This is a genomic window from Paenibacillus pectinilyticus (assembly GCF_001700435.1).
GTDB classification, from domain to species: domain Bacteria; phylum Bacillota; class Bacilli; order Paenibacillales; family NBRC-103111; genus Paenibacillus_E; species Paenibacillus_E pectinilyticus.
Genome location: NZ_LYPC01000026.1, coordinates 270,250 through 293,614 on the forward strand (window position 1 = coordinate 270,250; position 23,365 = coordinate 293,614).

14 protein-coding genes are annotated in these 23,365 nt (G+C 48.1%); all 14 read left to right on the forward strand.

All coding sequences use genetic code 11. From position 1 onward, the window contains the following. Positions 1 to 1,260, forward strand: coding sequence for an MFS transporter (locus A8709_RS21650; RefSeq protein WP_065855017.1), 1,260 nt, complete (start codon positions 1 to 3; stop codon positions 1,258 to 1,260). Positions 1,261 to 1,412: 152 nt separating this feature from the next. Then, complete coding sequence (locus A8709_RS21655) at positions 1,413 to 2,540, forward strand: glycoside hydrolase family 88 protein (protein WP_065855019.1); 1,128 nt, start codon at positions 1,413 to 1,415, stop codon at positions 2,538 to 2,540. 698 nt (positions 2,541 to 3,238) lie between these two features. Beyond that, positions 3,239 to 4,201, forward strand: a complete 963-nt coding sequence (locus A8709_RS21660; protein WP_065855021.1) for an ABC transporter permease — start codon at positions 3,239 to 3,241, stop codon at positions 4,199 to 4,201. A gap of 17 nt (positions 4,202 to 4,218) precedes the next feature. Continuing rightward, positions 4,219 to 5,100, forward strand: coding sequence for a carbohydrate ABC transporter permease (locus tag A8709_RS21665; RefSeq protein ID WP_065855023.1), 882 nt, complete (start codon positions 4,219 to 4,221; stop codon positions 5,098 to 5,100). Between the two features lie 122 nt (positions 5,101 to 5,222). Further along, positions 5,223 to 6,785: an extracellular solute-binding protein gene (locus tag A8709_RS21670; protein ID WP_065855025.1), complete on the forward strand. Its 1,563-nt coding sequence runs from the start codon at positions 5,223 to 5,225 to the stop codon at positions 6,783 to 6,785. A gap of 119 nt (positions 6,786 to 6,904) precedes the next feature. Further along, on the forward strand, positions 6,905 to 13,168 hold the full coding sequence (locus A8709_RS21675; protein ID WP_208607723.1) for a fibronectin type III domain-containing protein: 6,264 nt from the start codon (positions 6,905 to 6,907) through the stop codon (positions 13,166 to 13,168). A 206-nt stretch (positions 13,169 to 13,374) separates the two neighbouring features. Continuing rightward, positions 13,375 to 15,165 carry a sensor histidine kinase gene (locus tag A8709_RS21680; protein WP_065855028.1) on the forward strand — a complete coding sequence of 597 codons (1,791 nt, stop codon included), beginning with the start codon at positions 13,375 to 13,377 and terminating at the stop codon, positions 15,163 to 15,165. An 18-nt stretch (positions 15,166 to 15,183) separates the two neighbouring features. Next, a complete protein-coding gene (locus A8709_RS21685; RefSeq protein ID WP_065855030.1) occupies positions 15,184 to 16,272 on the forward strand; it encodes a response regulator in 1,089 nt (362 codons plus the stop codon). 142 nt (positions 16,273 to 16,414) lie between these two features. Then, positions 16,415 to 17,755 carry a glycoside hydrolase gene (locus tag A8709_RS21690; protein WP_065855032.1) on the forward strand — a complete coding sequence of 447 codons (1,341 nt, stop codon included), beginning with the start codon at positions 16,415 to 16,417 and terminating at the stop codon, positions 17,753 to 17,755. An 84-nt stretch (positions 17,756 to 17,839) separates the two neighbouring features. Further along, positions 17,840 to 18,070, forward strand: coding sequence for a hypothetical protein (locus A8709_RS21695; RefSeq protein WP_065855035.1), 231 nt, complete (start codon positions 17,840 to 17,842; stop codon positions 18,068 to 18,070). Between the two features lie 148 nt (positions 18,071 to 18,218). Beyond that, entirely contained in the window at positions 18,219 to 20,057 is a 1,839-nt protein-coding gene (locus A8709_RS21700) for an AraC family transcriptional regulator (protein ID WP_065855036.1), read from the forward strand. Positions 20,058 to 20,154: 97 nt separating this feature from the next. After that, positions 20,155 to 21,165: an ABC transporter substrate-binding protein gene (locus tag A8709_RS21705; RefSeq protein WP_065855038.1), complete on the forward strand. Its 1,011-nt coding sequence runs from the start codon at positions 20,155 to 20,157 to the stop codon at positions 21,163 to 21,165. Positions 21,166 to 21,322: 157 nt separating this feature from the next. Further along, positions 21,323 to 22,036: an ABC transporter ATP-binding protein gene (locus A8709_RS21710; RefSeq protein ID WP_065855040.1), complete on the forward strand. Its 714-nt coding sequence runs from the start codon at positions 21,323 to 21,325 to the stop codon at positions 22,034 to 22,036. Then, on the forward strand, positions 22,033 to 23,271 hold the full coding sequence (locus A8709_RS21715) for an ABC transporter permease (RefSeq protein WP_208607724.1): 1,239 nt from the start codon (positions 22,033 to 22,035) through the stop codon (positions 23,269 to 23,271). Before A8709_RS21710 ends, A8709_RS21715 begins: the two co-directional genes overlap by 4 nt. Positions 23,272 to 23,365: the final 94 nt, after the last annotated feature.

A 23,365-nucleotide genomic window follows, 5' to 3' on the forward strand; every position in this document is an offset into this window, starting at 1 on the left:
ATGGACTCGTGGAACCGGCAGTTTGCAGCGTTATTGTCTGTACAATTGCTTGTATCAACCGCACACGGTATGTTCGTTCCCCTCTTGCCCAGCTTCCTTCAGGAGGTTGGGCATGTCAGCGGAGATTCCCTCTACATATGGTCAGGCGCGATCTTCTCGGCGAATTTCATGATCATGATGTTGGTCATGCCCTTCCTTGGTCGCATCGGGGACCGCTATGGACGTAAGCCTGTGATGCTGTGGTCTGGCTTTGGCATGACCCTCGTTACGGCATGCATGTCACTTGCCACAGAGCCATGGCAGCTAGCGTTGCTGCGATTGGCGCAAGGTTGTTTTACCGGCATCCTGCCATTCACGATGGCGCTGATCTTGACCGGCGCAGCGAAGAATAAGGTCGGTGTCTCAGCCGGCACTATGCAAATGATGGGTGAGACCGGCTCGTTAGCTGGGCCGCTGATCGCCTCATCGTTACTTTCATTTTATTCGGTACGAGGTGCCTATCCGGCTATGAGTGTGTGCATTATGCTCGCGACTATTAGTGTGCTCTTGTTTGTCAAAGAAGGACCTCGTGCACCTGTCGTTTCTAAAAAGGAACGGAGCACATTGCTCTCGGACTGGAAGCACATCTGGCGGATGAAGCCACTCCCTTCGCTGCTGCTCAGTGCCTTATGCATTAATTTCGCCCTAGTCGGGACGAATCCGATCCTCCCCTACTATGTGCGGCAATCCACGCATACGTTCACCTTCCTGAACGAACAATGGCTGCTCGGCATTACGTTATCGGCGACCTCACTTGCCGTCATCTTATTTTCTCCGTTGCTAGGCATGCTCTCTGATCGGGTAGGGCCTCTGTTTTTGCTGAAAATAGCGACCAGCACTGCGTTCATGCTATGCATTGTGCAAGCTGCGACGCATTTCTATCCGCTGATTCTTGCTTGCCGGTTTCTACTCGGCTTGTGTGTAGCGGGCATGATGCCCAATATCCAAGCTCAAGTGCGGGGCATAGCTCGCAAGGGGATGGAGGGACAGACCTTCGCCATGGTGAACTCCTGGATGTTCTTAGGTGCCCTGTCCGCTCCACTTCTAGGTGGCTATATCGTCGCACAGCTCGGCATTCGAGGTTGGTTTATTACAGCCATGCTGGTATTTGGCGTCAGCTGTTGGCAAGCTTTTCGCATTGGGAGCTATCAGTCGCGGAAGGTGGAGCTGGAAGGTATTCAAGCTGTGACGCATGTAACTACAACGGCCAATTCAAATTAGCGAGCCCCTTGGGGTTCGCTTTTTTTGACGCGTGGCGGGCAGACGATTGTAGATGTAACAGAACAACCAATTTTAAACAGCCCGAGCATTTCCCAAAGTGAGATGTTATAATAGGTTAAACGTTTCAACAAACCTATTGAGGAGTGTCACAGATGGCAATTCAGAATGATTGGGCACAAGAAGCATGGCATCAAACCATAGCAAAAGTAGGTAAAACCAGCAAACGTATTGGTGATGGATTCCCGCATGCCAGTGTGGGCGGTGAATATAAGCTGGAGCCCGCTTATTGGTGGACAGCGGGCTTCTGGCCGGGGCTGTTATGGCTTTTGTACAGAGACACGAAGGATGAGGGACTTAAGCAGTTGGCCGAGTCCTGCGAGCAGCAGCTTGATCAAGTTGTAACCGACTACTACCGGCTGGATCACGATATCGGCTTCATGTGGACGCTGACGAGTGTCGCACGTTATAAGTTGCTTGGCGCGGATGACTCCAAGCGCCGTGCTTTGCTGGCCGCGAATCTGCTTGCTGCACGCTTCAATGTGAAGGGAAGCTATATTCGCGCTTGGAATCCTTGGCGCGAGGGCGAGGACAATGCTGGCTGGGCCATCATCGACTGCATGATGAACCTGCCGCTGCTGCATTGGGCTACGCTGACTACAGGCGACCCGCGCTACAAAGAAATCGCGGTAAGGCATGCCGACATGGCGCTCCAGCACTTTATTCGTCCCGATGGATCGGTGAATCATATCGTGATTTTTGATCCTGCGACAGGTGAGAAATTGGAAGTGAATGGCGGTCAGGGCTTTGCACCCGAATCGGCTTGGTCGCGTGGAACCGCGTGGGCCATTTATGGGATGAGCCTCAGCTATAAGTACACTGGCGATGAGAAGTATTTGCAGGCGGCGAAGCGGGCTGCGCATTTCTTCTTGGCGAACCTGCCGGAAGACCATGTGCCGCATTGGGATTTCCGGTTGCCAGATGGCATTCCGGCGTACCGCGATTCCTCGGCAGGCGCATGTGCGGCATGCGGACTGCTCCTGATCGCGGAGCAAGTGAACAGCCAAGAAGCGTCGCTTTACCGCGATGCGGGTGAGCGAATCCTGCATTCTCTTTACACGAACTACGGCGCGTGGGATTCCGAAGCTGAAGAAGGCTTGGTGACGCACGGTACAAGCCATTACCCAGAGGGCAAGAACATCGATGTTCCGCTTATTTACGGCGACTATTATTTCGTAGAGGGCCTTTCCCGATTATTGGGGCATGGCGAGTTGTTCTGGTAAGCTAGGCGAAAAAGTTGGGTTAAAGGTTATGAATTAGTTAGCTGACATACAGCTAAGATATAAGAGTTGTCTGAGAGTAGCATGGAGCTGCTTGCAGGCAGCTCTTTTTTGCGTTCATTTCCAGCCACAACCACAACCACAGCAGCAGCAGCACCAGCACCAGCACCAGCACCAGTAACTGTATAACCTCCAGCTAATTCTACGCATGTTACTCGTTTCGGACGAATAACTGGATTTCCTGCAGTTAAATCAAGCTACTTTCGCTGAAATGGCTGAATTGGACAGAATTAGCAGTATGTTTTCCATTTAAAGTGAAAATCAAACGAGATTCATAATAATTAGCTGTATATTTTCCAGTTATTTTATATCAATGCGCTAGATTTCACTTGATATCGGAGGCAGAGGTGTTTTCATCAGGGAAGAGATAGCTTGTTCAAACCCTAAGCGCAGCATGAGAGGGAAAGAAGTCAGCATGATGCTAACGTGTTGTTGTAGAAGAGCAAAGAAGTCAACACGATATTGACGCATTCTTGTAGAAACGCAATGAAGCTTTGTGCACTCGCTTATCGTGAACACTCCGCTTACCCTCAAAAAAAGACTTTCACTACAGTAAATCGACAACTGCCCTCATTGTTGGTCCCTCCCCCTCAAACCTATAATTAACACATAAGACAAATAGATAGTGTAGGTGAGAGCGAATGAAATCCGCTACTGTGAATGACCCGGTTGCCCAGCGGTCAACCCAAGTATTAAAGAAGAAAAGCTGGACGAAATACGTCCTGCAGCATCGCGCTTTTTATATCATGCTCATTCCCGGACTGCTGTATTTCTTGATTTTCAAGTATGTCCCCCTGATGGCGAGCTTCATTGCTTTCCAAGATTACAACATTTTCAAGGGATTTACAGGCAGTGAGTGGGTAGGCTTCCAATGGTTCCAACAGCTATTCACGTATGACAAATTCGGGCGGCTGCTCCGAAATACGTTACTTATCAGCCTTTACCAGATTGTGTTCGCTTTCCCGTTGCCGATTTTATTGGCGATCATGCTCAATGAAGTGCGAACGATGGCGTTCAAGCGCATCACGCAAACGGTGCTGTATCTACCACATTTCCTATCGTGGACGATCGTTTTCGGACTAACGTATATGATGCTGTCTCCCGCTCAAGGGTTAGTAAACCATATCATTGCCTCCTTTCACGGAGATACGATTACGTTCCTCCAGAAGCCGCAATACTTCCGCTCGATTATCATCATATCGGGAATTTGGAAGGAAATGGGTTGGAACGCAATCATCTTCATCGCTGCGCTGGCAGGTATTAATCCCTCCCTCTATGAAGCGGCGAAGATGGATGGAGCTAATCGCTGGAAGCAATTTCTACATATTTCGATACCAGGCTTACTGCCTGCGATTATGATTCTGCTCATGCTCAAAATTGGACACATCATGGATTCCGGTTTTGAACAAATCTATCAATTTCTTAACCCAGCGACGTTCGAGACCGGTGATGTACTGGATACTTACACGTATCGAGCGGGTATTCTACAGGGTCAATACAGCATAACAACGGCCATTGGGCTATTTAAATCCGTCATCGGATTCCTGTTATTAATCATTGCTAACCGAGTAAGTAAATGGACAACTGGCGAAGGGCTATATTAAGGGGTGATTTTACGAATATGAAAATCAAACGAACATCAGGGGAAGTCGCCTTTGACGCGCTTAACATGGGACTATTGCTGCTATTCTGCCTCGCAGTCGCGATCCCTTTAATGAATGTCATCGCAGGGTCGCTTAGCTCCAATGAAGCTATTATTCATTCGGAAGTAACGCTCTGGCCCGTAGGTTTTAATCTGCATAACTATGAATTTGTCATCCGAAATGCGGTGTTCTGGAAGTCGTTCTGGGTGACGATTCAAATCGTTCTCATCGGAACTGCGATCAATATGATCCTCACGATTCTTACCGCATACCCCTTATCCAAAGGCTGGTTAGGCGGCCGGAAAATCATTTTACTCTTCATCATTTTCACGATGATTTTCCAAGCACCGATGGTGCCGATGTACATTCTTGTCAAAAGCCTTGGCTTACTGAACAGTATCTGGTCACTCATTATCCCAGGCGCACTCAGTGCATTTAATATGATGCTGTGCATCACCTTCATGAGGTCGCTTCCGGAGGAGCTTTTTGAAGCAGCCAGAGTGGATGGCATGTCCGAATACCGCATTGTGTGGCGCATTGTGGCGCCATTATCGATGCCGATCAATGTGACGCTTATCTTATTTTATGCAGTGGGGCATTGGAACAACTATTTAGGCCCCCTCCTGTATATTACGGATCGCAATTTGCAACCGCTGCAATTGTACTTGTACAAGCTTATATCGCAATTCGATATGGACTCAGCAGGCGGGCAATCGGTACTCGAACTCTCAACACCGATTACACCGCAGGGGTTACAAATGGCAACGATTGTGATCGCAACGATCCCGATTATTATCATCTACCCGTTTTTGCAAAAGCATTTCATCAAGGGGGCTCTCTTGGGTTCTGTGAAAGAATAGTGAAGTGCTTGAGCTGAAGGGAGATTTCATATGGGAGGTGGATCAATTTATCCCAATATCGTCCAGATGATTTGGAAGAATGAACTAATTTATAATGTAGATAACTAGGGAGGTTTTATTCGATGAAAGTTTCTTTATCCAAAGTGGTTACGTTAGCCTGCGTCGTATGTCTGGCTGGTGCGACAGCAGCCTGCTCCTCTGATAAAAGCGCGACAACAACTCCAACATCCGCGACACCAGCTGCAAGCCAAAGCGCGACACCGGCAGCACCGGAGAAAATTAGTATGTTCGTTTCAAACAACGCGCAACAGATTCCAGCTGGCAAATCGATGGATATTTCAACGGTCAAATATCTCGCCAATAAAACAAACACAGATCTGAACATTACCTTCCTACCGCATGAAAATTATATGGACCAGCTTAAGCTCAAGTTCGCTTCTGGTGACATTCCTGACGTTCACATGGTTTGGGGCATTGAAACCTCTGATCTCGTAATCAATGGTTTAGCCTTGGATTTGAAGCCATTAATCGATAAATACGGACCGAATTTGAAGAAAAATATCCCGCAATCCGCTTGGGACGCTGTTACGCTGAACGGCAAAATCCTAGCGATTCCACAATTGGCGCAAGGCAATGCGCCAGCGGAGCGTGTGATTTATGTGCGTAAGGATTGGATGGATAAGCTCGGAATCAAAGAACCTAAGACATCAGACGAGTTCCTAGACATGCTGCGCGCCTTCCGGGATAAAGATCCGAATGGGAATGGCAAGAAGGATGAAGTGCCATTTGCTTCCCGTGAGAAGTTCGAGTGGGCGGACAATATTTTCGGCATGTATGGGGTCAATTTAGATTCTAACACTGTGTACAATAACGAGGTTATGCCTGGCTATGTGAGTCCGAATATGAAGAAAGCCTTGGGCATGCTCAGAACGATGTACGCTGAGAAGCTGATCGATAATGAGTTCCTGACGAATACACGGGCTATTTGGGATCAAAAGATTAAGTCCGATCTTGTTGGCTCATGGAACCATGTCGTATTCGGGATCTGGGATCCGTGGCAGAAAGAGCTTAGTAAATTGCTTCCTGACAAAAAGCCTAACGTAGTTGCCATCACGACACCAAGAGGTGTAGGTTACGATGGTCAATTAGGACGCGTTGAGCGCCCCGTTTTGAAAACGTTTGTCGTGAATAAAGATATGAAGCATCCAGAAGCGGTTGTCAAAATGTTTGATTGGCTCGTTTCCGATGAGGGTCAAATGTTCACCGAGCTTGGGATTGAAGGGCAATCCTACACCAAAGATGGCGGGGCCATTAAGTACAATGCAGATAAAGATACGGATGTAAAATGGCGTTCTGCAGTGTTCCAAATGCACGGCTTTAATGAAGCTGCACAGAAGGTTTTGATCAATAACGATGAAGCCTACAACAAACTGCTTACAACGATTGAAACATCGCGCAAAGAAGGAATTACCAATCCAACCGCAGGTATGCCGCCTTCCGAAACTTTGACGAAGAATGCAGACCTTGGGTACAAGGGCTCTTTCCAAGAGGCAGCAGCCAAAATCATTCTAGGCGAGAAGCCGCTCGACTATTTCGATGAGTATGTAGCGAATTGGAAGAAGCAAGGCGGAGACAAAGCGATTAAGGAATTAACGGACTGGTATAACGCAAACCGTAAGAAATAAGGTTGTTGCATGACGGATGCCCATCTGAAGCAAGCAGGACACTCGCTCAGATGGGCCATCTTTTATGTTTATGCATTTGAAATAAAGGAAGGAAGAGATCAATGATGATAATGGGTAAAATGGGTAGAATGCTCGCTCTCCTGTTAATCGGTGCCTTGCTGATTGTACCGTTCCAATCGATACGTGTTTTAGCACAAACACTGACGGAAGATGAGCTGGGGCAACTGCCTGGGAGTGAAGTTCTGATTTCTGATATTAAACAGCAGGGAGCGGCATTAAATCCAGAGGCCCCAGCTTACGGAACGGTTGCTAACTCAACAGTGGAGGGGCAAGCTTTTACAGAAGCATTGCGTTTCACAACGAACGTGCAGCCTGCTAGTACCTATCTCCTACAATATGTACTCCCCATCCAGGCAAGTATCGAAAAAGATGACGTCATGTTGGCAACGTTTTACGCAAGAACACTGAGATCTACGGTTGAAACGGCCGAAGGTACAGTGGCATTGGTTATGGAGAAAAGAGGGAATTTCGAAAAATCCATTACGGAGACGTTAACTGTTCCTTCGCAATGGAAGAAATTCATTGTTCCGATTAAAGCTGCTTTGATGATGGAAGCGAACACCCCACAGATTACCTTCCGTCTAGGCTTTAAGCCACAGGAGATAGAAATTGCGAATCTTAAAGTAGTGAATTATAAGAAAGCGGTTACATTCGAGAACTTACCAAGCACACCCGTTGTTTACGATGGCATGGAAGAAGACGCGCCATGGCGGGCAGAAGCGAATGCACGTATTGAGCAGATCCGCAAAGGTGATCTAGCTGTCGAAGTGAAGGATGCGGATGGTCATCCCATTCCAGATGCCGCCGTGCATGTTCAGATGACGAAGCATGACTTTAAGTTTGGGACCGCCGTGAATAGCAACTTCATATTCGGGACCGATCAGAACTCGGAGATGTATCGAACGAAACTCAAAGAAAATTTCAATTCTGTCGTTATGGAAAATGAAATGAAATGGCCCTTTTGGGAGTCGGATAAAAGTAAAACAGTTAAGCTTTACAATTGGCTAGGTGAAAATAAATTCGACATCCGAGGTCACGCGCTTCTCTGGGATGGATCTGCCCGATTGCCGGGAGATATCCCGGGACTCCTCAGTGATAAGACCGCTTTGGAAAAGCGAATTCAAGACCACTTCCACGAGCTTGCTGGTCTCTTCCGAGGCAGATTGTATAACTGGGATGTGTTGAACGAACCCGTCTTGAATAGTATGATCCGCAGCACCTATGATGACCAAGGCGCTGTCATGGCGAATTGGTTCAAAACAGCAAAAGAAGCCGATACAACGGCCAAATTATACGTAAATGAAACGCAGATTCTAGGCACAGATGCGCCTGTCATTCAGAATTTCTCTAACATTCTGCAATCCATGAAGGATCATGGTGCGCCCATTGATGGCATCGGCATTCAAGCGCATTTTGGCAGTACGCCAGTTAGTCCTATGGCTTTCTATGATCAGCTTACGCATTTCACGCAGTATGCACCTGAAATCGCAATCACTGAATTTGATGTGAACTCACCAAGAGAAGATATTCAAGGGAAATTCACACGGGATATTTTGCTTGCTGCGTTTAGCCATCCGAACGTGAAATCGTTTACGATGTGGGGCTTCTGGGATGGCGCACATTGGCAGAACAATGCCCCGCTGTTTCGTAATGACTGGTCGCTGAAGCCTTCTGGGGAACAGTGGCGCAATCTGGTCTACGGAGCATGGTGGACCGATGTGACGGGTACAACAGATGCGAACGGACAGTATGGTACACGCGGATTTTATGGGGATTATGATGTCACGGTAACACGTGGCGGTATAAGCCAAACGGTGAAGACCTCCTTGCAGCAAGGAAAAGACAACAAAGTATCCATTGTGTGGGGAGCTCCTTCAGAAGGTGGTTCGCAGGCTAGCTTCGTTCCGCTGCCGATTCCTGCTCAAGATGCAGAAATTACGGCCCCCGTATGGCCGTATGGCAGTGCATTTGGCGTCTCAGCGGCATCACCTACCTCGGTGACCTTCAACTGGCCTGCTGCGCATGATAATCAAAGTGTGGATGGTTACTTGATCTATCAAGACGGCCAATTACTGAAACGAACAACACCGAATGTCACCAGCTATGATGTGACAGGACTAACACCAGGGCAATCGTACCTTTTGCACGTGCAAGCCGTAGATAAGCAAGGCAATCTATCACTTCCGAGCCCTGATATCCAAGCAACGGCGGCATCAGCTGCAGACCAGACCGTGCCTGGATGGAAGAAAGGCGCTACGATCGCCATAGCGAATCTAAGTCAAACAGGTGCATCACTTTCCTGGCCTTCCGGCGTGGATAATGACGGAGCGGCTGGCTATCGCATTTATGTGAATGGGCAAATCACTGGCGATACCGAAACACCAAGCTATGCGTTGGCTCATTTGACGGAGAATACGCAATATACTGTTCGCGTCGAAGCGAAGGATGGAGAAGGCAACTTATCGCTGGGTGGACCCATTGTTACCTTCCGTACGTTGGGGATAGCGGATATAACGCCACCTGCATGGACTTCACCCGCAACCCTGACAACTTCGGATATAACGGCAACTAGTGTGAACTTGAGCTGGAGCCAAGCATTGGATGCAAGAGGTGTAACGGCCTATCGCGTGTTCCAAGGCAATAAGGAGCTGGTTACGCTGCCAGTGACTACGAACAGTTTCCATGTAGATGGGTTAACTTCGAATACGACGTACAACTTCAAGGTTGAAGCCGCCGATGGCAGCGATAACTGGTCCGTGACAGGCCCTGGGAGTACGGTCAAGACGAACGTAGGCACCGATGCTTCAGCGCCGATATGGCCAGCCAACCGTATGCTGACGTATAGCGGATTAACGGATCGCGCTGTGACATTAAACTGGACGCCAGCTGTGGATAACATTGCGGTTTCTGGATACCGGGTATATGGCAATAATACGGTACTCGCTGATGTGTATGGCAATGTGCAAAGCTTACCAGTAACGAACTTGTCTGCAGGTCAACCCTACACATTCCGCATAGAGGCTCGCGATGCAACTGGGAATTGGAGCGTCAACGGACCTTCGGTTACGGTAACGACCGTCCCAGGCGTTACTAGAACGCAGCAAGTCCTCTATCCAAGTGATGACGCCTTCATTCAAGCACCTGCAACACTTGGCGGGGCGGGTACGACGAATAATATCGATTATCTGCGATATAAGAATGCAGCAGGTGTCACACCGAGTGAGACCAATAAGAACACAGGAAATAACAGACGTGCGTACTTGAAATTCCCTTTAACAACAGTGACGGGAAATGTCTATGATGCCTCGTTAAATCTTTACGTGTTTGCCGTCCAAACACCGAACATGAATATCAATATGGATCTTTATCAGACGGGTGATAACTGGCAGGAAGCAGGAGCGACACCAGTGAACTGGTTGAACAAACCTGTTGATGGCTCCAAGATCGCCTCAACTATCATCAAAAATGCAGGCTATTGGAAGAAATTCACGGTCACCGATCAGGTCGTTACCGAGGTTAATGGAGATCGAGTAATTTCATTTAAGCTTCAGGACGATGCATGGCTGGATCAGAATGTTGATTTCTATTCCAAAGATGCTACAGGAGCTAATGCGATTTACAAGCCGTACTTATCCGTAGGCACAGAACAATTGCCAGTTGATGTCATAGCACCAACCTGGACGAATGGCACGTTAACGGCCTCACATGTACAACCACAAGCAGCGAGCTTAACGTGGTCAAGTGCACAGGATCAAAGCGGAATTAATGGCTACACGGTTTATCAAAATGGTACAGCGATTGCAACAGTAGGCTCCGATGTCTACAGCTACAATCTAACAGGCTTAACGCCTTCGACAGCCTATACGTTCAAGGTTGAAGCGCGTGATGCAAGCTTGGTATCGTCTACGGGACCAACAACCAGTATAACGACACCAAGCGCGGACATCCTTGCGCCTGTCTGGTCACCTACAGCCACATTAACGGCACAGAATGTGTCACGCTTTGCAGCCACTTTACAGTGGCAAGCGGCTGCTGATCAATACGGCGTGGCAGCGTATGATATGTATAACGGAAATACAGTGTTGGCTTCCGTATATGGCGATGTCCTTTCCTATGAGGTAACAGGACTTACGGCTGGAACGGAGTATGATTTCCACGTAACGGCACGCGATGCGGCAGGGAACCTAGCGACAGGTCCTAACGTGCATGTGACGACACTCGCACCGGATACAACCCGACCTACATGGGGCGTAGGAAGTCAACTTTCCACACCAGTAGTTACGTCATCCGGCTTCGCCTTAAATTGGCCAACAGCGACAGACGAAACGGGTGTTGATCATTATCTCATAGAAATGGATGGTTCAACCGCCCCTGAGGTTGCTAAGGATGTTAGAAGCTATTATGTAAATGGCTTGAATGAGGACACGGATTACCCGATCCAAGTTGTCGCCGTTGACGGAGCAGGTAACCGTTCGGATGGCTTGGCGCTGACAATCCGAACGCTGAAAGAAGATACCATCACGCCGCAATGGCCAACGGGATCTCGCCTCACATCCACACGTGAATCAGACAGAGAAACGCTGGCATGGGATGCAGCAGAAGATAATGTGGCAATTAAGCAATATGTCCTGTACAGGGACGGTGTTGAAATTGCCCAAGTCGATGGAAGTGTAAAATCTTACACCATCATGGGAACCCCAGGCGCTACGGCAGTTTATAAAGTAGAGGCGCAGGATTTTGTAGGCAATGCCACTGTATTTGGCCCGAGTACGAATGATCCTATCATTCCAGTGCCAAGTGATACAACGCCACCAGGATGGCCGGCAGGAAGTAGCCTCACGTCAGGAGGCCTTTCAACGACATCGGTTCAGCTCACTTGGAGCGAAGCGATTGACCGCATGGGAGTAACGCAATACAAGCTGCTGAGCAGTGGAAGTGTGGTAGCGACAACACAAGGAACGACTTGGTTGGTGAACGGTTTGACGCCAGATACGACGTACAACTTCAAGGTGGAAGCGGCAGATGAGGCCAAAAACATGTCGAGTAATGGACCGAGCTTAACCATCACAACGCCAGCATCTCCACCACCAGTTGTTGTTCTACCTGTTACATCGCTTCCAGATCCGAAACAACCCGTTATTGATGTGATCAAAGGGGGAGCGCGAATTACAATCTCGCTGGAAGGCTTAGCAACGCAAGCAGGTAAAGTAAGTGCAACGCTGGATCAAGCAACACTTGACGCTGCCATCAAGAAAGCGGATGAGCAAGGAGCCGGAACTAAGAAGGTATCTATCCAGCTGCCACATGTAGCGGGAGCACAAACTTACGCGTTGCAGATCCCTACCGACTATCTAACCAAGCAAGATGTGCTGCACGGCTTAGAGATTTCGACAGAGTTAGGTACCTTATTCCTGCCAAGCAACCTATTTGCCAATAACACAGAAGCTGCTGTGCATGCGAATGTGACGGTAAGCATTTCATTAGCGCAGCTTCCGAAGCAAGCGAATCTCGGCGGTGCAACGAAGAATGTCGTGGAGCTGCATTTCGAAGCAGACGGGCAACCCTTGAAGTTCGAGAGCAGGGATACGAAGGTTTTTGTCGGTCTGCCGTATGTACTTACTACAGAAGAGAGAAGCCATGCCGAACTTCTGAATGTTTGGTATGTGAACGCACAAGGCCAAGCGCAGCTTGTACCGACAGGTCACTATGATCCTGCATCGGGCCGTGTACAATTCAGCACGAACCACTTCAGTATGTATGCTGTTTCCTACAACAAGCCAGCTTTTCAAGATCTAGCTTCCACACCGTGGGCGCAGAAAGCCATTGAAACGCTTGCTGCCAAAGGAATTATTCAAGGGGTTACAGATCAAATCTTTAACCCGACCGCCACGATCACCAGAGCTGATTTCACGAAATTGCTAGTCGAAACGTTTGGCTTACAAGCGACAGCTCAAAATCATTTCGAAGATGTCGCCCAAAGCGCTTACTACGAACGCGCAGTAGCGATCGCGAATCAACTCGGCATCGTGAATGGCGTAGACGCGCAGCACTTTAACCCGCAAGCCAGCATCACGCGTCAAGATATGTTCGTTATGATAGTGAGAGCCTTGGCTCAAGTTAACAAATCGCTGCCAACAGTGAACACAGCGACGACATTTACAGACGCAGCGGACATCGCTTCCTATGCGGTTCAGGCGATCAACGCCCTCGCCCAAAAAGGCTTCGTAGAAGGCAACGCCGGCAAAGTAAACCCTCTGGGTCATACGACCCGTGCGGAGACTGCCGTTATGCTGGACCGACTATTCCAGTATTTGTATCATTAATCGTGATGATGAGAACCGTGCCTATACATAGGTGCGGTTTTTGTTATTTTTGAATAGGAAAAAGTACGATCCCTGCAGTGAATCCTACGCTAACCATATTGAACCCGCATGAAATTCAGCCTATTATTTGGTGTATAGCGTAATTGGGAGAACCCGATTAGACTACGATTGAAAGTATTTACGCGGTTTACAGGAGGCAAGTCGACTTGTTCAACTATATGGTCAAAAGCGTGAAGCGTTCTCTCAAATGGAAGCTGATCTCGATCATCGTGACGATTTTGATTTTTACCGTGTCAACGATTGGGATTTCGAGCTATATCCAGACGAAGAGTTCGGTTCGCAAAGATATCGATCACCTCAGCATGCAAGTGTTGAAGCAAGCGAATATGAACCTCAATCGGTACTATTCGGAGTATGAGTTAGCCTTCCTAATGCTCAGCAACAGTCTGGAAGTGCGGGATTGGATGCGTGTTTCGTCACCTACCGTTTCCTCTGAGCTTATTCGCAACTACGAAAGAATTAAGGATAACTATTTGAATCGCTTATTTCTGCAATATCCAGAAGTTCTATCGGTTACTTTATATAATCCAAGCGGGTATGAACAACATTTTGTAAATACGTATGCGCTTCCTTTAAATTATTCGATTAAAAATGAACCTTACTTCTCGCAAAGCAAAAATTTTGAGAAAATCAAATTCATTACCGGCATGTCCGAGAATTATTTGGATGCTGCGAATCAGAAATTAAAAATTCCTGTCTTAACCCTGTTCAAGCAGAGTAATGATGGCTATCTCAAGATTGATATATCCCTTACACCTTCGCAAAGCATTATGTCACAAATTGATATTTCGAACTCAGGCGTTGCTGTCGTGATGGACCAGTCCGGTACGATTATTCATCATTCGCATGCGGAAGAAGTCATGGGGCGTATGGATGTTCATATTGTAGAAGCGGTGAAGGATCAGAAGGAAGGATCGATTTTCGACAAGTCGGGCAAAGAGTTGATTATTTTCCAAACCATTCAGATGACAGGCTGGAAGATTATCGCTATTTTACCGTACCAGGAAATTGCCAAGAGTATTAACTATACGCGCAATATGACGATTATCGTTGCCATTTCTGCTTTAATTATCTCGGTGTTGCTCACCTATTTCGCAGCATCCTCGATCACGGGCCGAATTCTTGGTTTGCGTAAAATGATGAAAGCGATGCAGCTGACAAGCTCTTTTCATCTGCGCGCAGAGGTGGAAGGCGTCGATGAGGTAGCTGATTTAAGCATCTCCTTCAATAACCTGCTCGGGCACTTGGAGCAATCGATTCATGATCACGCTGAGACGCGGGTGTTGCAGCATCGGGCTGTAATTTCCGCGCTTCAATCGCAGATTAACTCGCATTTTCTATATAACACGCTCGAAACAATCAATTCAATGGCCGTCATCTCCAAGCAGTCCCATATTGGTCATGTCGCGGTCAATCTCTCTAATATGCTGCGGTATACCTCGGATTTTAAGAATGTGCAGGTCATTCTCAAAGAAGAGATTAAACATTTGGAAAATTATTTGACGATTATGAAAGTCCGATTTAAAGATGAAGTCACTTATGGCATTGAGGTGCCTGATGAGCTCATGCAAGCTGTATGTACGAAAGCGCTTTTACAGCCGTTGGTGGAAAATAGCATTAAGCATGGGCGCGAAACAACGGGAGAATCCGTTCATATTCGTGTGATAGGGAAAGTGATGGAGGGGGACAGGCTGCTCCTGACCGTTGCGGATAATGGCCCTGGCTTCACGGCAGACACACTGGCGCGTTTAACAAAAGAGAGTGCGGACACGCAGGGACATTCGTATCGGCACAATCAAGTCGGACTATCGAATCTGATTTACCGTTTGCATATGTTTTATTCGGGTGAAGCCAAAATCTGCTTCTTCAATGATCCCATCTCAGGCGGGGCGGTCGCCCAGGTGTCATTGCCTTTACAAGCGAACTTGGATACATAGAAAGGGGTCTAGAGACAGATGAATAGACTGATAATCGTAGATGATGAAGATTTAATTCGGGAAAGTCTAGCTATACAAGTTTCAGAGATGGAAGGTGTTACGGTCTCAGCCACACTTGCGAATGGCAAGAAGGCGTTGGATTGGTTGAAGGATCACTATGCGGATATCTGCATGACGGATGTGCGGATGCCTGTGGTTGACGGTTTGCAGCTTATGAAAGAGATCAACGAACACTATCCTTGGATGATCTGTATCGTTATTTCGAGCTATGATGATTTTCAGTATGCGAAAAGGAGTATCGAGCTGGGCGCAGTCGATTATGTGCTCAAGCCGATGGATAGCGTCCTCTTGCAAGAGGCCGTGGTCAAGGCTTGCGCTCGTATTCGGAGCCACCGCCGCAATGCAGCGAATCAGCTCCTATTGCATAAGCTGCCTGTTTACAAACCGATGCTGGACCGCTGGATCGAGATGGTCTTGTCTGTTTATTTGCACGGGCAGCCGCTGCTGATTGTAGATACACTAGCCATGTTGGAAGTGTGGGTGGAAGGCCGCTATGAACTGCTGAACGAGCTAACGATGGCTTGGACATCGCTCGTCATCGAAGAGCTGAAGAAGCAGGACATCCATGTGACGTATGAGGAAGGCGAAGATTTGGAGCTGGGGGAAGAACGCTTACAGCATGCCGAAGTGCGGCAGTATTTCCGCTTGTGCGCGGTGAGGCGGCTGGAGCAAGCAGCGAATATTCTCATGGATCGCGCTCGGAAGGCGAAGAACCTGCAGAAGGAGAGCGTTGTCGATCAGGTCAAACGATATATCGAAGAGCATTATGCCGAGAACTGGGGGCTTCAGGAGCTGGCTGATCACGTCGCGATGAGCCGCTCATATTTAGCGAAGCTTTTTAAAGAGCAGGCGGGGATGACGATTTGGACCTATTGCGTTAACGTTCGGATGCGCAAAGCGCGGGATTTGCTGCTTACGTCCTCCTTGAAGAGCTATGAAATTGCCCTGCAAGTTGGCTACGAGAATAGCATTCACTTCTCACGTATTTTCAAACAGTATCACGGGTTGAACCCGATGGAGTATAAGGACCGATTTGGAGGTGAATAAGGCAGGAGAAAGGCTTTTTGCAACATTTGCATCGCATTTGTGCAGTAAAAAACCTTTTCCCCTCAGTGTATTGAAAGCGATTTCAGATTAAATTAAGGGAGGCTGAGCTTAGGCCAAATTGGAGAAAAGAGGTGCATGCAGGATGATTTCACGAAGAAAGAAGGTTTATGGTGTAATGGGATTGGCGGTTGCGATGTTGGTGAGTGTGGCACCACCTGTGTTGGCAGCTAGCACGGTGACGGTGTATAAGGATACGACGTATCAAACGATTTGGGGATTCGGCGCGGCAGCCAATCACCCGGTAAATGAGTTGAAAACGAATTTTAACGCGGCCACGCAGGGAGCCATCTTGGATACGTTGTTCCGTACGGATAACTCGAATGCTGGTTTGTCAATCGTCCGGATGGAAATTAATCCCTATACGGCTGCCCAGGATGCGGTGCAAACGACATTCATGCCCTCATCGGGCGTCTTGGATTGGAATACGGATCTCCATCAACGATGGTTCGCCCAAGAGGCGGAGAATCGCGGGATGAATCAATTTTACGCGGTACCGTGGAGCCCTCCTGGCTGGATGAAAACGAATGGTTCCCCGAATAACGGCGGCCATTTGAGCACCTCGCAATACGACAATTTTGCCAATTACATGAAGACTTACGTGGACCACTACCGCAATGTGTTCGGATTCAATATCAAATGGGTCAGTGTGCAAAATGAACCCGATTTAACTACGCCGTATGCTTCGGCATCCTATACGACGAGTGAATTGGATCAAGTAGGGGCGAAGGTGGCCGATGCCATTCACAGCTTGAATCAAGGCGTGTTGGTTGGGGCGCCAGAAGGCTCCAATCGCACCTCCTCGAACAACTACATGGTCAATTTTAGTAGCACAACACGAGATAAATTGGATTTTGTACCGGTACATGATTACAGCACCTATGTGGATGTGAACCATTTTGGCAAGCCGCTAATCGCGACAGAGGTGAGTGACTTCCAGAATACGAACGATCCATCAATTACGGATGGGTTGAAGTGGGCCAATATGATTGCCGCTGATTTGAAGCGAGGGGAGCGGGGCTGGTTCTATTGGTGGGCGGTGAATCCGGCCTCCAGCACGACAGGTGAGGGACTCATCAACTTAGGCGCAAATAATACGTACACGGTGAACAAAAGGCTCTACGTGATGGGCCAATTCAGCCGCTATCTGCGGCCGGATGATACCCGCATTCTGGCTGCGTCGAGCGACAGTAACCTCGTGGCCATCGGTGGCAAGAATGCCACGGGTCGATCCTCGGTTGTCATTATTAACAACAGCGCGTCTGCAATTACGACGACGATTAGCGGCCTGACGTTTGCCAATGTATCGGCAAGACGCACGAGCGCTACGGAGGATTTGGCCAAATTAACAGACATCGCCGTGACCGGCGGAGCGGTTACCGTCACGCTGCCAGGTAAATCCGTGACGAGTTATGTGGAGTATTAAGCGAGGTCACTGGTTTATCCTGCGCGGAATGTGGGCATCCTTTTACTAGAGTGATAGATTCTAGTGAAGAGGTGGAGTGGTACGATGTCAACAGAAGCGTCACAGATATTCAAGCCAGTCATTCCTAGCAAAATTGCGGCATCCATTGAAAACCTGCGGAACGAAGGATGGACGGAGGACGATTTCTTTAATTTTCCGCGTTATGATGAAGAGTGCCCGGAAGAACGGATGTTATTTCACTACTTTCGACATAATCGGGTAGCCTTTGCGGCGGCGATTATTAATAGCTACAGTGTTCAGGAGATGCAGCAGTAACACCATAAATAAACGGAGATCCTTATCCTGCGGAAGCTGGATGAGGATCTTTTTCGTTAAACGGCGTGATGTAGCTTTTTCATAGTATAATCGTATGTAAAGTTGAAGTCCCCAATATAGTCACCAATAGGATGGAGGTATTGCCCGCATGTTTGTAAAGAAAAGCATGTTTACTCGGAATGGCAAGTCCTATGTCTATTATAAAATCGTCAGTACCTATAAAGATGAGTTCGGTCGAAATAAGCATCGCGTTGTCAAACACCTCGGCAAGCTGACAGATGCGGAGGTCGCCGAGGTGCGCAGCGTGTTGAAGGAACAGAGCCAATTGCAAGCCGGCCAGGTCATGGAAGCGGCTGATTCAAGTATCCGAAGTACGGTTAATGTACCGCAGGAAGTACCGCAATTTGTCCTGCATGATACCAAGCAGCTGACTTATGAACCCTTCGCGCAGAAGGAATGGAACGTGACAGAGGCAGATATGCTGCTGCTCGTTCGTGAGGGGACTGGCGAGCTGTTCATGAATGGCAAAAAGGTGGTGCTAAAATACGGGACGGTCGTCTATGCGCCCTCCGGCAGCGGGATGCATGTTGTCAACACTAGCAGTACTGTGCTGCAGATGGATCGGATTGCATTTGATGTGATCATCCGAAGTGGGTCACCTGCAGAAAAAGGCACCTACCTGCCATTTAGCATACAAAGCATGTTCCAAGAACCGATTCAGCTGCAAACGCCTTACTGGGCGTTGCAGGTATCTAGAGAGCTGGATGAGATGCAAGTAAGCGGCCGACCGCAGGATTTGTTCAAAAGACAAATTCTATTCTATACGATGATGGACATCATATTTAAGAACACGGGTGAAGCACGTCCGCCAGAGATGCACAATGTCATCGAACATGCGGTTATGCTGATTCATAAGCATTATCGGGATGATTTAACACGAGATCAGATCGCGGAGCAGCTCGGTGTAAGCCCAGAGCATTTCTCCCGATTGTTCAAAAAAGAAAAAGGGATCGGTTTTATCGATTATTTGCTCCATCTTCGCATTGAACGGTCACGTGAGCTATTGCAGCTTTCTCGATCCAACGTGCAAGAAATTGCGCAGGAGGTTGGCTTTCAGAGCCAATATTATTTTAGCCGCAAATTTAAACAACTGGTGGGCTCTTCGCCAAGTGCCTACGTGCATCAACCGAAAAAATATGTCTCGCTGGATGCTTGGGCAACCTCAACCTTGTTGACGTTGGGTGTTGTTCCGCGTGTTGGCATTATCAATCCTTGGATGACGGCACATTATCAGCGTGTGCTGAGTCAAGCTGAGTTTAAGCCGATCGAAGGCTTAGATGAACAAAGCGCCGAGGAAGTTAAAGCGCTGCGGCCAGATTTGATTTTCAGCAATGTACATAAACAGGATGTGACGTGGATTCGCACCCTTGGCCCTGTGGCTGATTTCAATCTAGAGAAGATGGATTGGCGGGCACAGTTACGTTTTATTGCAGATGTTGTAAGGAAGGGGCAGGAGGCAGAGGTGTGGCTTCAAGCGTTTGACCGCCGAATTGCTGCAGCGAAAGAGGTACTTGGACGTGTCCTGAATCCTGACGACACGTTCATTATTATGAAGGTGGTTTCGGGCAAAATTTATGTCTACGGTGATCTGCGAAGTTTGGGCGGACCTATGCTTTATCAAGGCTTGCAGCTGCCTCCTCCGCGCATTGTCAAGGAGCGCATTATTGATGCCAAGCTGCTGAATCGCTGTATTTCGCTTGCTCAGCTTGGCGATTATGCAGCCGATCATGTCTTTCTCGTCAACTATGAATCTAACTGGCTGGAGGGGGCGGAGTCGTTCAAATCGCATCCGAACTGGAAGAAGTTTACGGCCGTTCGCAAAAACCAAGTGTATGATGTGAATCCGGATATCTTCTATGGGTTTGATCCGCTTTCGCTGGAGCTCCAGTTGCAAGAGATTGTTGATCGGCTTTCATCACATTTGTAACGAAATATCGTCATGAATGTGTATGGACGACATCGCAAAGTCGTTGATATGATCCTAGTGAGAACTATTATCATTATCAAGAGGAGAGATACACATCATGAAAGCAAAGAAATTATGGTTATCTACGGGGATGTCAGCCTTGCTGCTCATATTGAGTGCATGCGGCAGCAGTACAGATACAACGAACTCAAGCCAGGCCACTTCCCAGCCATCGGCAGCAACCACGGCGAAAGCAGAAGCGGCAGCTACCGCAGCTCCGAAGACGATCGTAGCGAAGACCGCTAAGGGGGATGTCACGATTCCTGCGGAACCGAAGCGCGTCGTGGCAGCTTACTACCACGGAACCTTGGCTGCGTTAGGCATGGCTCCGATTGCGGCCAGTAAGGAATGGTGGATGGGAAGTCCATTCCTTAAGGAGCAAGAAGCGAATATGACGGATATCGGTTCACCGGCTTCTCTGGAGAAGGTGACATCGCTCGATCCAGATTTAATCGTGATCAATGGCTTCTCGGAAGACAACTACGATAAGTTTTCCAAAATTGCTCCAACCGTGTTCATCCCATATACGGCCTATAAAAATGTTCGTGAAGAGGTGAAGCTGCTCGGAGATACATTTGGCAGACAGAAGGAAGCTGCAGCGTGGTTAGCTAAATATGAACAAAAGGCCAAAGAGAGCCGCGAGAAGATTAAAGGCTCGGTAAAAGAAGGAGAAACAGCTGTTATTATCAATGTCCGTGAGAAAAAGATATCCTTGCTCGGCGATAACTATGGCCGCGGCGGCGAAGTCATTTACAATATGCTGAAGCTGAAGGCTCCTGATTTTGTGCAAAAGGAAGCGATTGACAGCGGAAAGCAGCTTGTCGAGATCTCGATGGAGACGTTGCCGACCTATGCGAATACGGATCATATTTTCATCTGCATGAATGCAGGTACGACAGACGAGCAGGTGAAGGCGATTCTGGACAGTCCAATCTGGAAGACGCTCCCAGCTGTTAAAAACAATAAAGTACACATCCTAGACTACAAGACCTATCTGCATTACGATCCGATCTCCATTCTAGGGCAAGCGGATCTGATTGCGGATATGTTGGTTAAGAGCGGATCCTAGAGATTTGTACAACATAAGCAGTAGTTAGCGGAGCCTATCCTGCCAAGGATAGGTTTTTTTTTTGGCTTTTTTATCTAACCTTCATACATTGGGCAAACTTTCATGATAGGATAGAGGGAATATGCATGGATGATGAGGATAGAAGGGAAGTCACGGAATGTCAGAAGAACGATTAGCCTTATTAGATGTATACATTGAGCAAGCCGGTTATGATGAGGTGCCGGACATGATTAAAGGGATTCATTTTACAGTTCAGCAAGGCGAGCTGGTTGGATTGTTAGGCCCGAACGGCGCTGGCAAAAGCACGACAATTAAGAGCATCCTCGGGTTACTGAAGGATTTTAAAGGAAAAATCTCCTTCATGGGTGAAAACAAAAGCTACGCGTATATTCCCGAGCATCCCATTCTTTATGATGAGTTGACGCTGTGGGAGCACATGGAGTTCGCGGCATCGGTTTATGAACTGGATCGCGCCGTCTTCTTAGAGCGTGCGGACGATCTCTTGCATCGATTCCGCTTACTGGATGAGAAGCATCAATTGCCTGGGAAATTTTCGAAAGGGATGCAGCAGAAGATTATGCTCATTCTTGGCTTTTTAAATAAACCCGATGTGTACATCGTGGACGAGCCCTTCATCGGCTTAGATCCGAAGGCTATCAAGGATTTCCTGGGGATGCTGGAAGAGGAGCGCAAGCGTGGTGCAGGCATTCTGATGAGTACCCACGTGCTGGATACGGCTGAACGGATTTGCAGCTCATTCGTGCTGCTGTCGGGCGGAAGATTGGTGGCGAACGGCACCCTGCAAGACATTCAGAAGCAATGCGACATGCCGGATGCAACGTTGTTCGACTGCTTCCATTCGTTATTATGAGAGGGGACAGCGGTTTGACTAGCAGCTTTCAACTTTTTGCCAGACGGGTACGCTCGGACTGGAAGTTTCAGTATCGCGCCTTACGGATGGCCGTGGACTGGGTAATTGCCATTTATTTTGTGATTCCACTGCTGATTGTGGCGGGTTATCACTATTATGCTTGGTATATGACGCCGCCGACTTGGCTAAGTGGGATTTCGGTGCACACCGTAGCTACACTTTTTTACATCTTCACATGGCTAGGCACGCTGCGGTACTTTGTTGAGGAGGGCGATCAGCTCTTTCTCCGGCAAAATGAAGGCTGGTTCCGGCATCTGATGCATCTCGGCTATCGATATTCGGTCGTGCTTCAGGGCTTCACTTCGTTGCTGGCCACGCTTTTCTTCCTGCCATTGTTAGTGTCTGTTTATTCGTATAGCGTCCCGCAGGTCGTGTGCTTCTGGTTGTTGACTTACGTGGTCAAATTAAATCTAGGATTGATTCGCCAGCTGCTTGCGCTTCGATTGCGAGGTTTCTTGCTATGGGTGCTGCGCATTGTGATTTTTGTGATCGGCGTATTTCTCTTCCTGATGCTAGTGACGGAGATCACGGATCAAACCCTCTACGGCTGGATAGCAATAGGGCTAGGCATCATTACGTTCGCGTTGTTAACCCGGATCAGGCTGCGTGAAAAAGGCACCTTCTTCGCCGACATTGCGAGAGAACGCGATGCACGGATGCGAATCGTCTCCTTGATGTTAATTCGTGTGATGGAGCGTAAAAGAAAACCAACGCGCAGATATCCGCTTTTATTTGGCAAATCGCAGCGATTGCTCAAAGGCAAGGGAGCTGGCATAGGAATTGCCGAGCTGTTAGTGAAGTCTTATTTCCGAAATGGTCTGCAGTGGCGACAATCGATACAGTTTGTTGTCGTCGCCAGTGGAGCTTTGTTTATTTTGCCAGGTGCGATCAAAATTCTCGTCTGGATCCTGGTGGCTGTCATGCTGGTTTTCTGGCGAAAATCATTTTGCAAGGATGAGCTCACGACGCCGTTCCTTAACCTTTTTCCGATTAAGGACCCAATGAAGCATCAAGCCATTCAAACGGCTATCCCTATTCTCGTGCTTCCGGCCCTAATCGTGATCAGCTTAGTTGCAGGGATCTCCCTCTTCACCTGGTGGGGACCGATTGTCATGATTGCAGCGGCAATTCCTTTGGCGTACGGTAGTTCATCTGTATTTACAAGTTGGTATTGAGTTTGCGTAGGAACGAACAAAGGATTGAGGGTAGCCAAGTTCGTTTGGCTGGCCCTTTTTTTTACGCTGAAAAAGCGGTATAGAACGTTAGATT

Bases quoted from the DNA above. Each gene is read 5' to 3' on its own strand.
- A8709_RS21650 (WP_065855017.1), top strand. From the start codon at position 1: ATGGACTCGTGGAACCGGCAGTTTGCAGCGTTATTGTCTGTACAATTG.
- A8709_RS21655 (WP_065855019.1), top strand. From the start codon at position 1,413: ATGGCAATTCAGAATGATTGGGCACAAGAAGCATGGCATCAAACCATA.
- A8709_RS21660 (WP_065855021.1), top strand. From the start codon at position 3,239: ATGAAATCCGCTACTGTGAATGACCCGGTTGCCCAGCGGTCAACCCAA.
- A8709_RS21665 (WP_065855023.1), top strand. From the start codon at position 4,219: ATGAAAATCAAACGAACATCAGGGGAAGTCGCCTTTGACGCGCTTAAC.
- A8709_RS21670 (WP_065855025.1), top strand. From the start codon at position 5,223: ATGAAAGTTTCTTTATCCAAAGTGGTTACGTTAGCCTGCGTCGTATGT.
- A8709_RS21675 (WP_208607723.1), top strand. From the start codon at position 6,905: ATGGGTAGAATGCTCGCTCTCCTGTTAATCGGTGCCTTGCTGATTGTA.
- A8709_RS21685 (WP_065855030.1), top strand. From the start codon at position 15,184: ATGAATAGACTGATAATCGTAGATGATGAAGATTTAATTCGGGAAAGT.
- A8709_RS21690 (WP_065855032.1), top strand. From the start codon at position 16,415: ATGATTTCACGAAGAAAGAAGGTTTATGGTGTAATGGGATTGGCGGTT.
- A8709_RS21695 (WP_065855035.1), top strand. From the start codon at position 17,840: ATGTCAACAGAAGCGTCACAGATATTCAAGCCAGTCATTCCTAGCAAA.
- A8709_RS21700 (WP_065855036.1), top strand. From the start codon at position 18,219: ATGTTTGTAAAGAAAAGCATGTTTACTCGGAATGGCAAGTCCTATGTC.
- A8709_RS21705 (WP_065855038.1), top strand. From the start codon at position 20,155: ATGAAAGCAAAGAAATTATGGTTATCTACGGGGATGTCAGCCTTGCTG.
- A8709_RS21710 (WP_065855040.1), top strand. From the start codon at position 21,323: ATGTCAGAAGAACGATTAGCCTTATTAGATGTATACATTGAGCAAGCC.
- A8709_RS21715 (WP_208607724.1), top strand. From the start codon at position 22,033: ATGAGAGGGGACAGCGGTTTGACTAGCAGCTTTCAACTTTTTGCCAGA.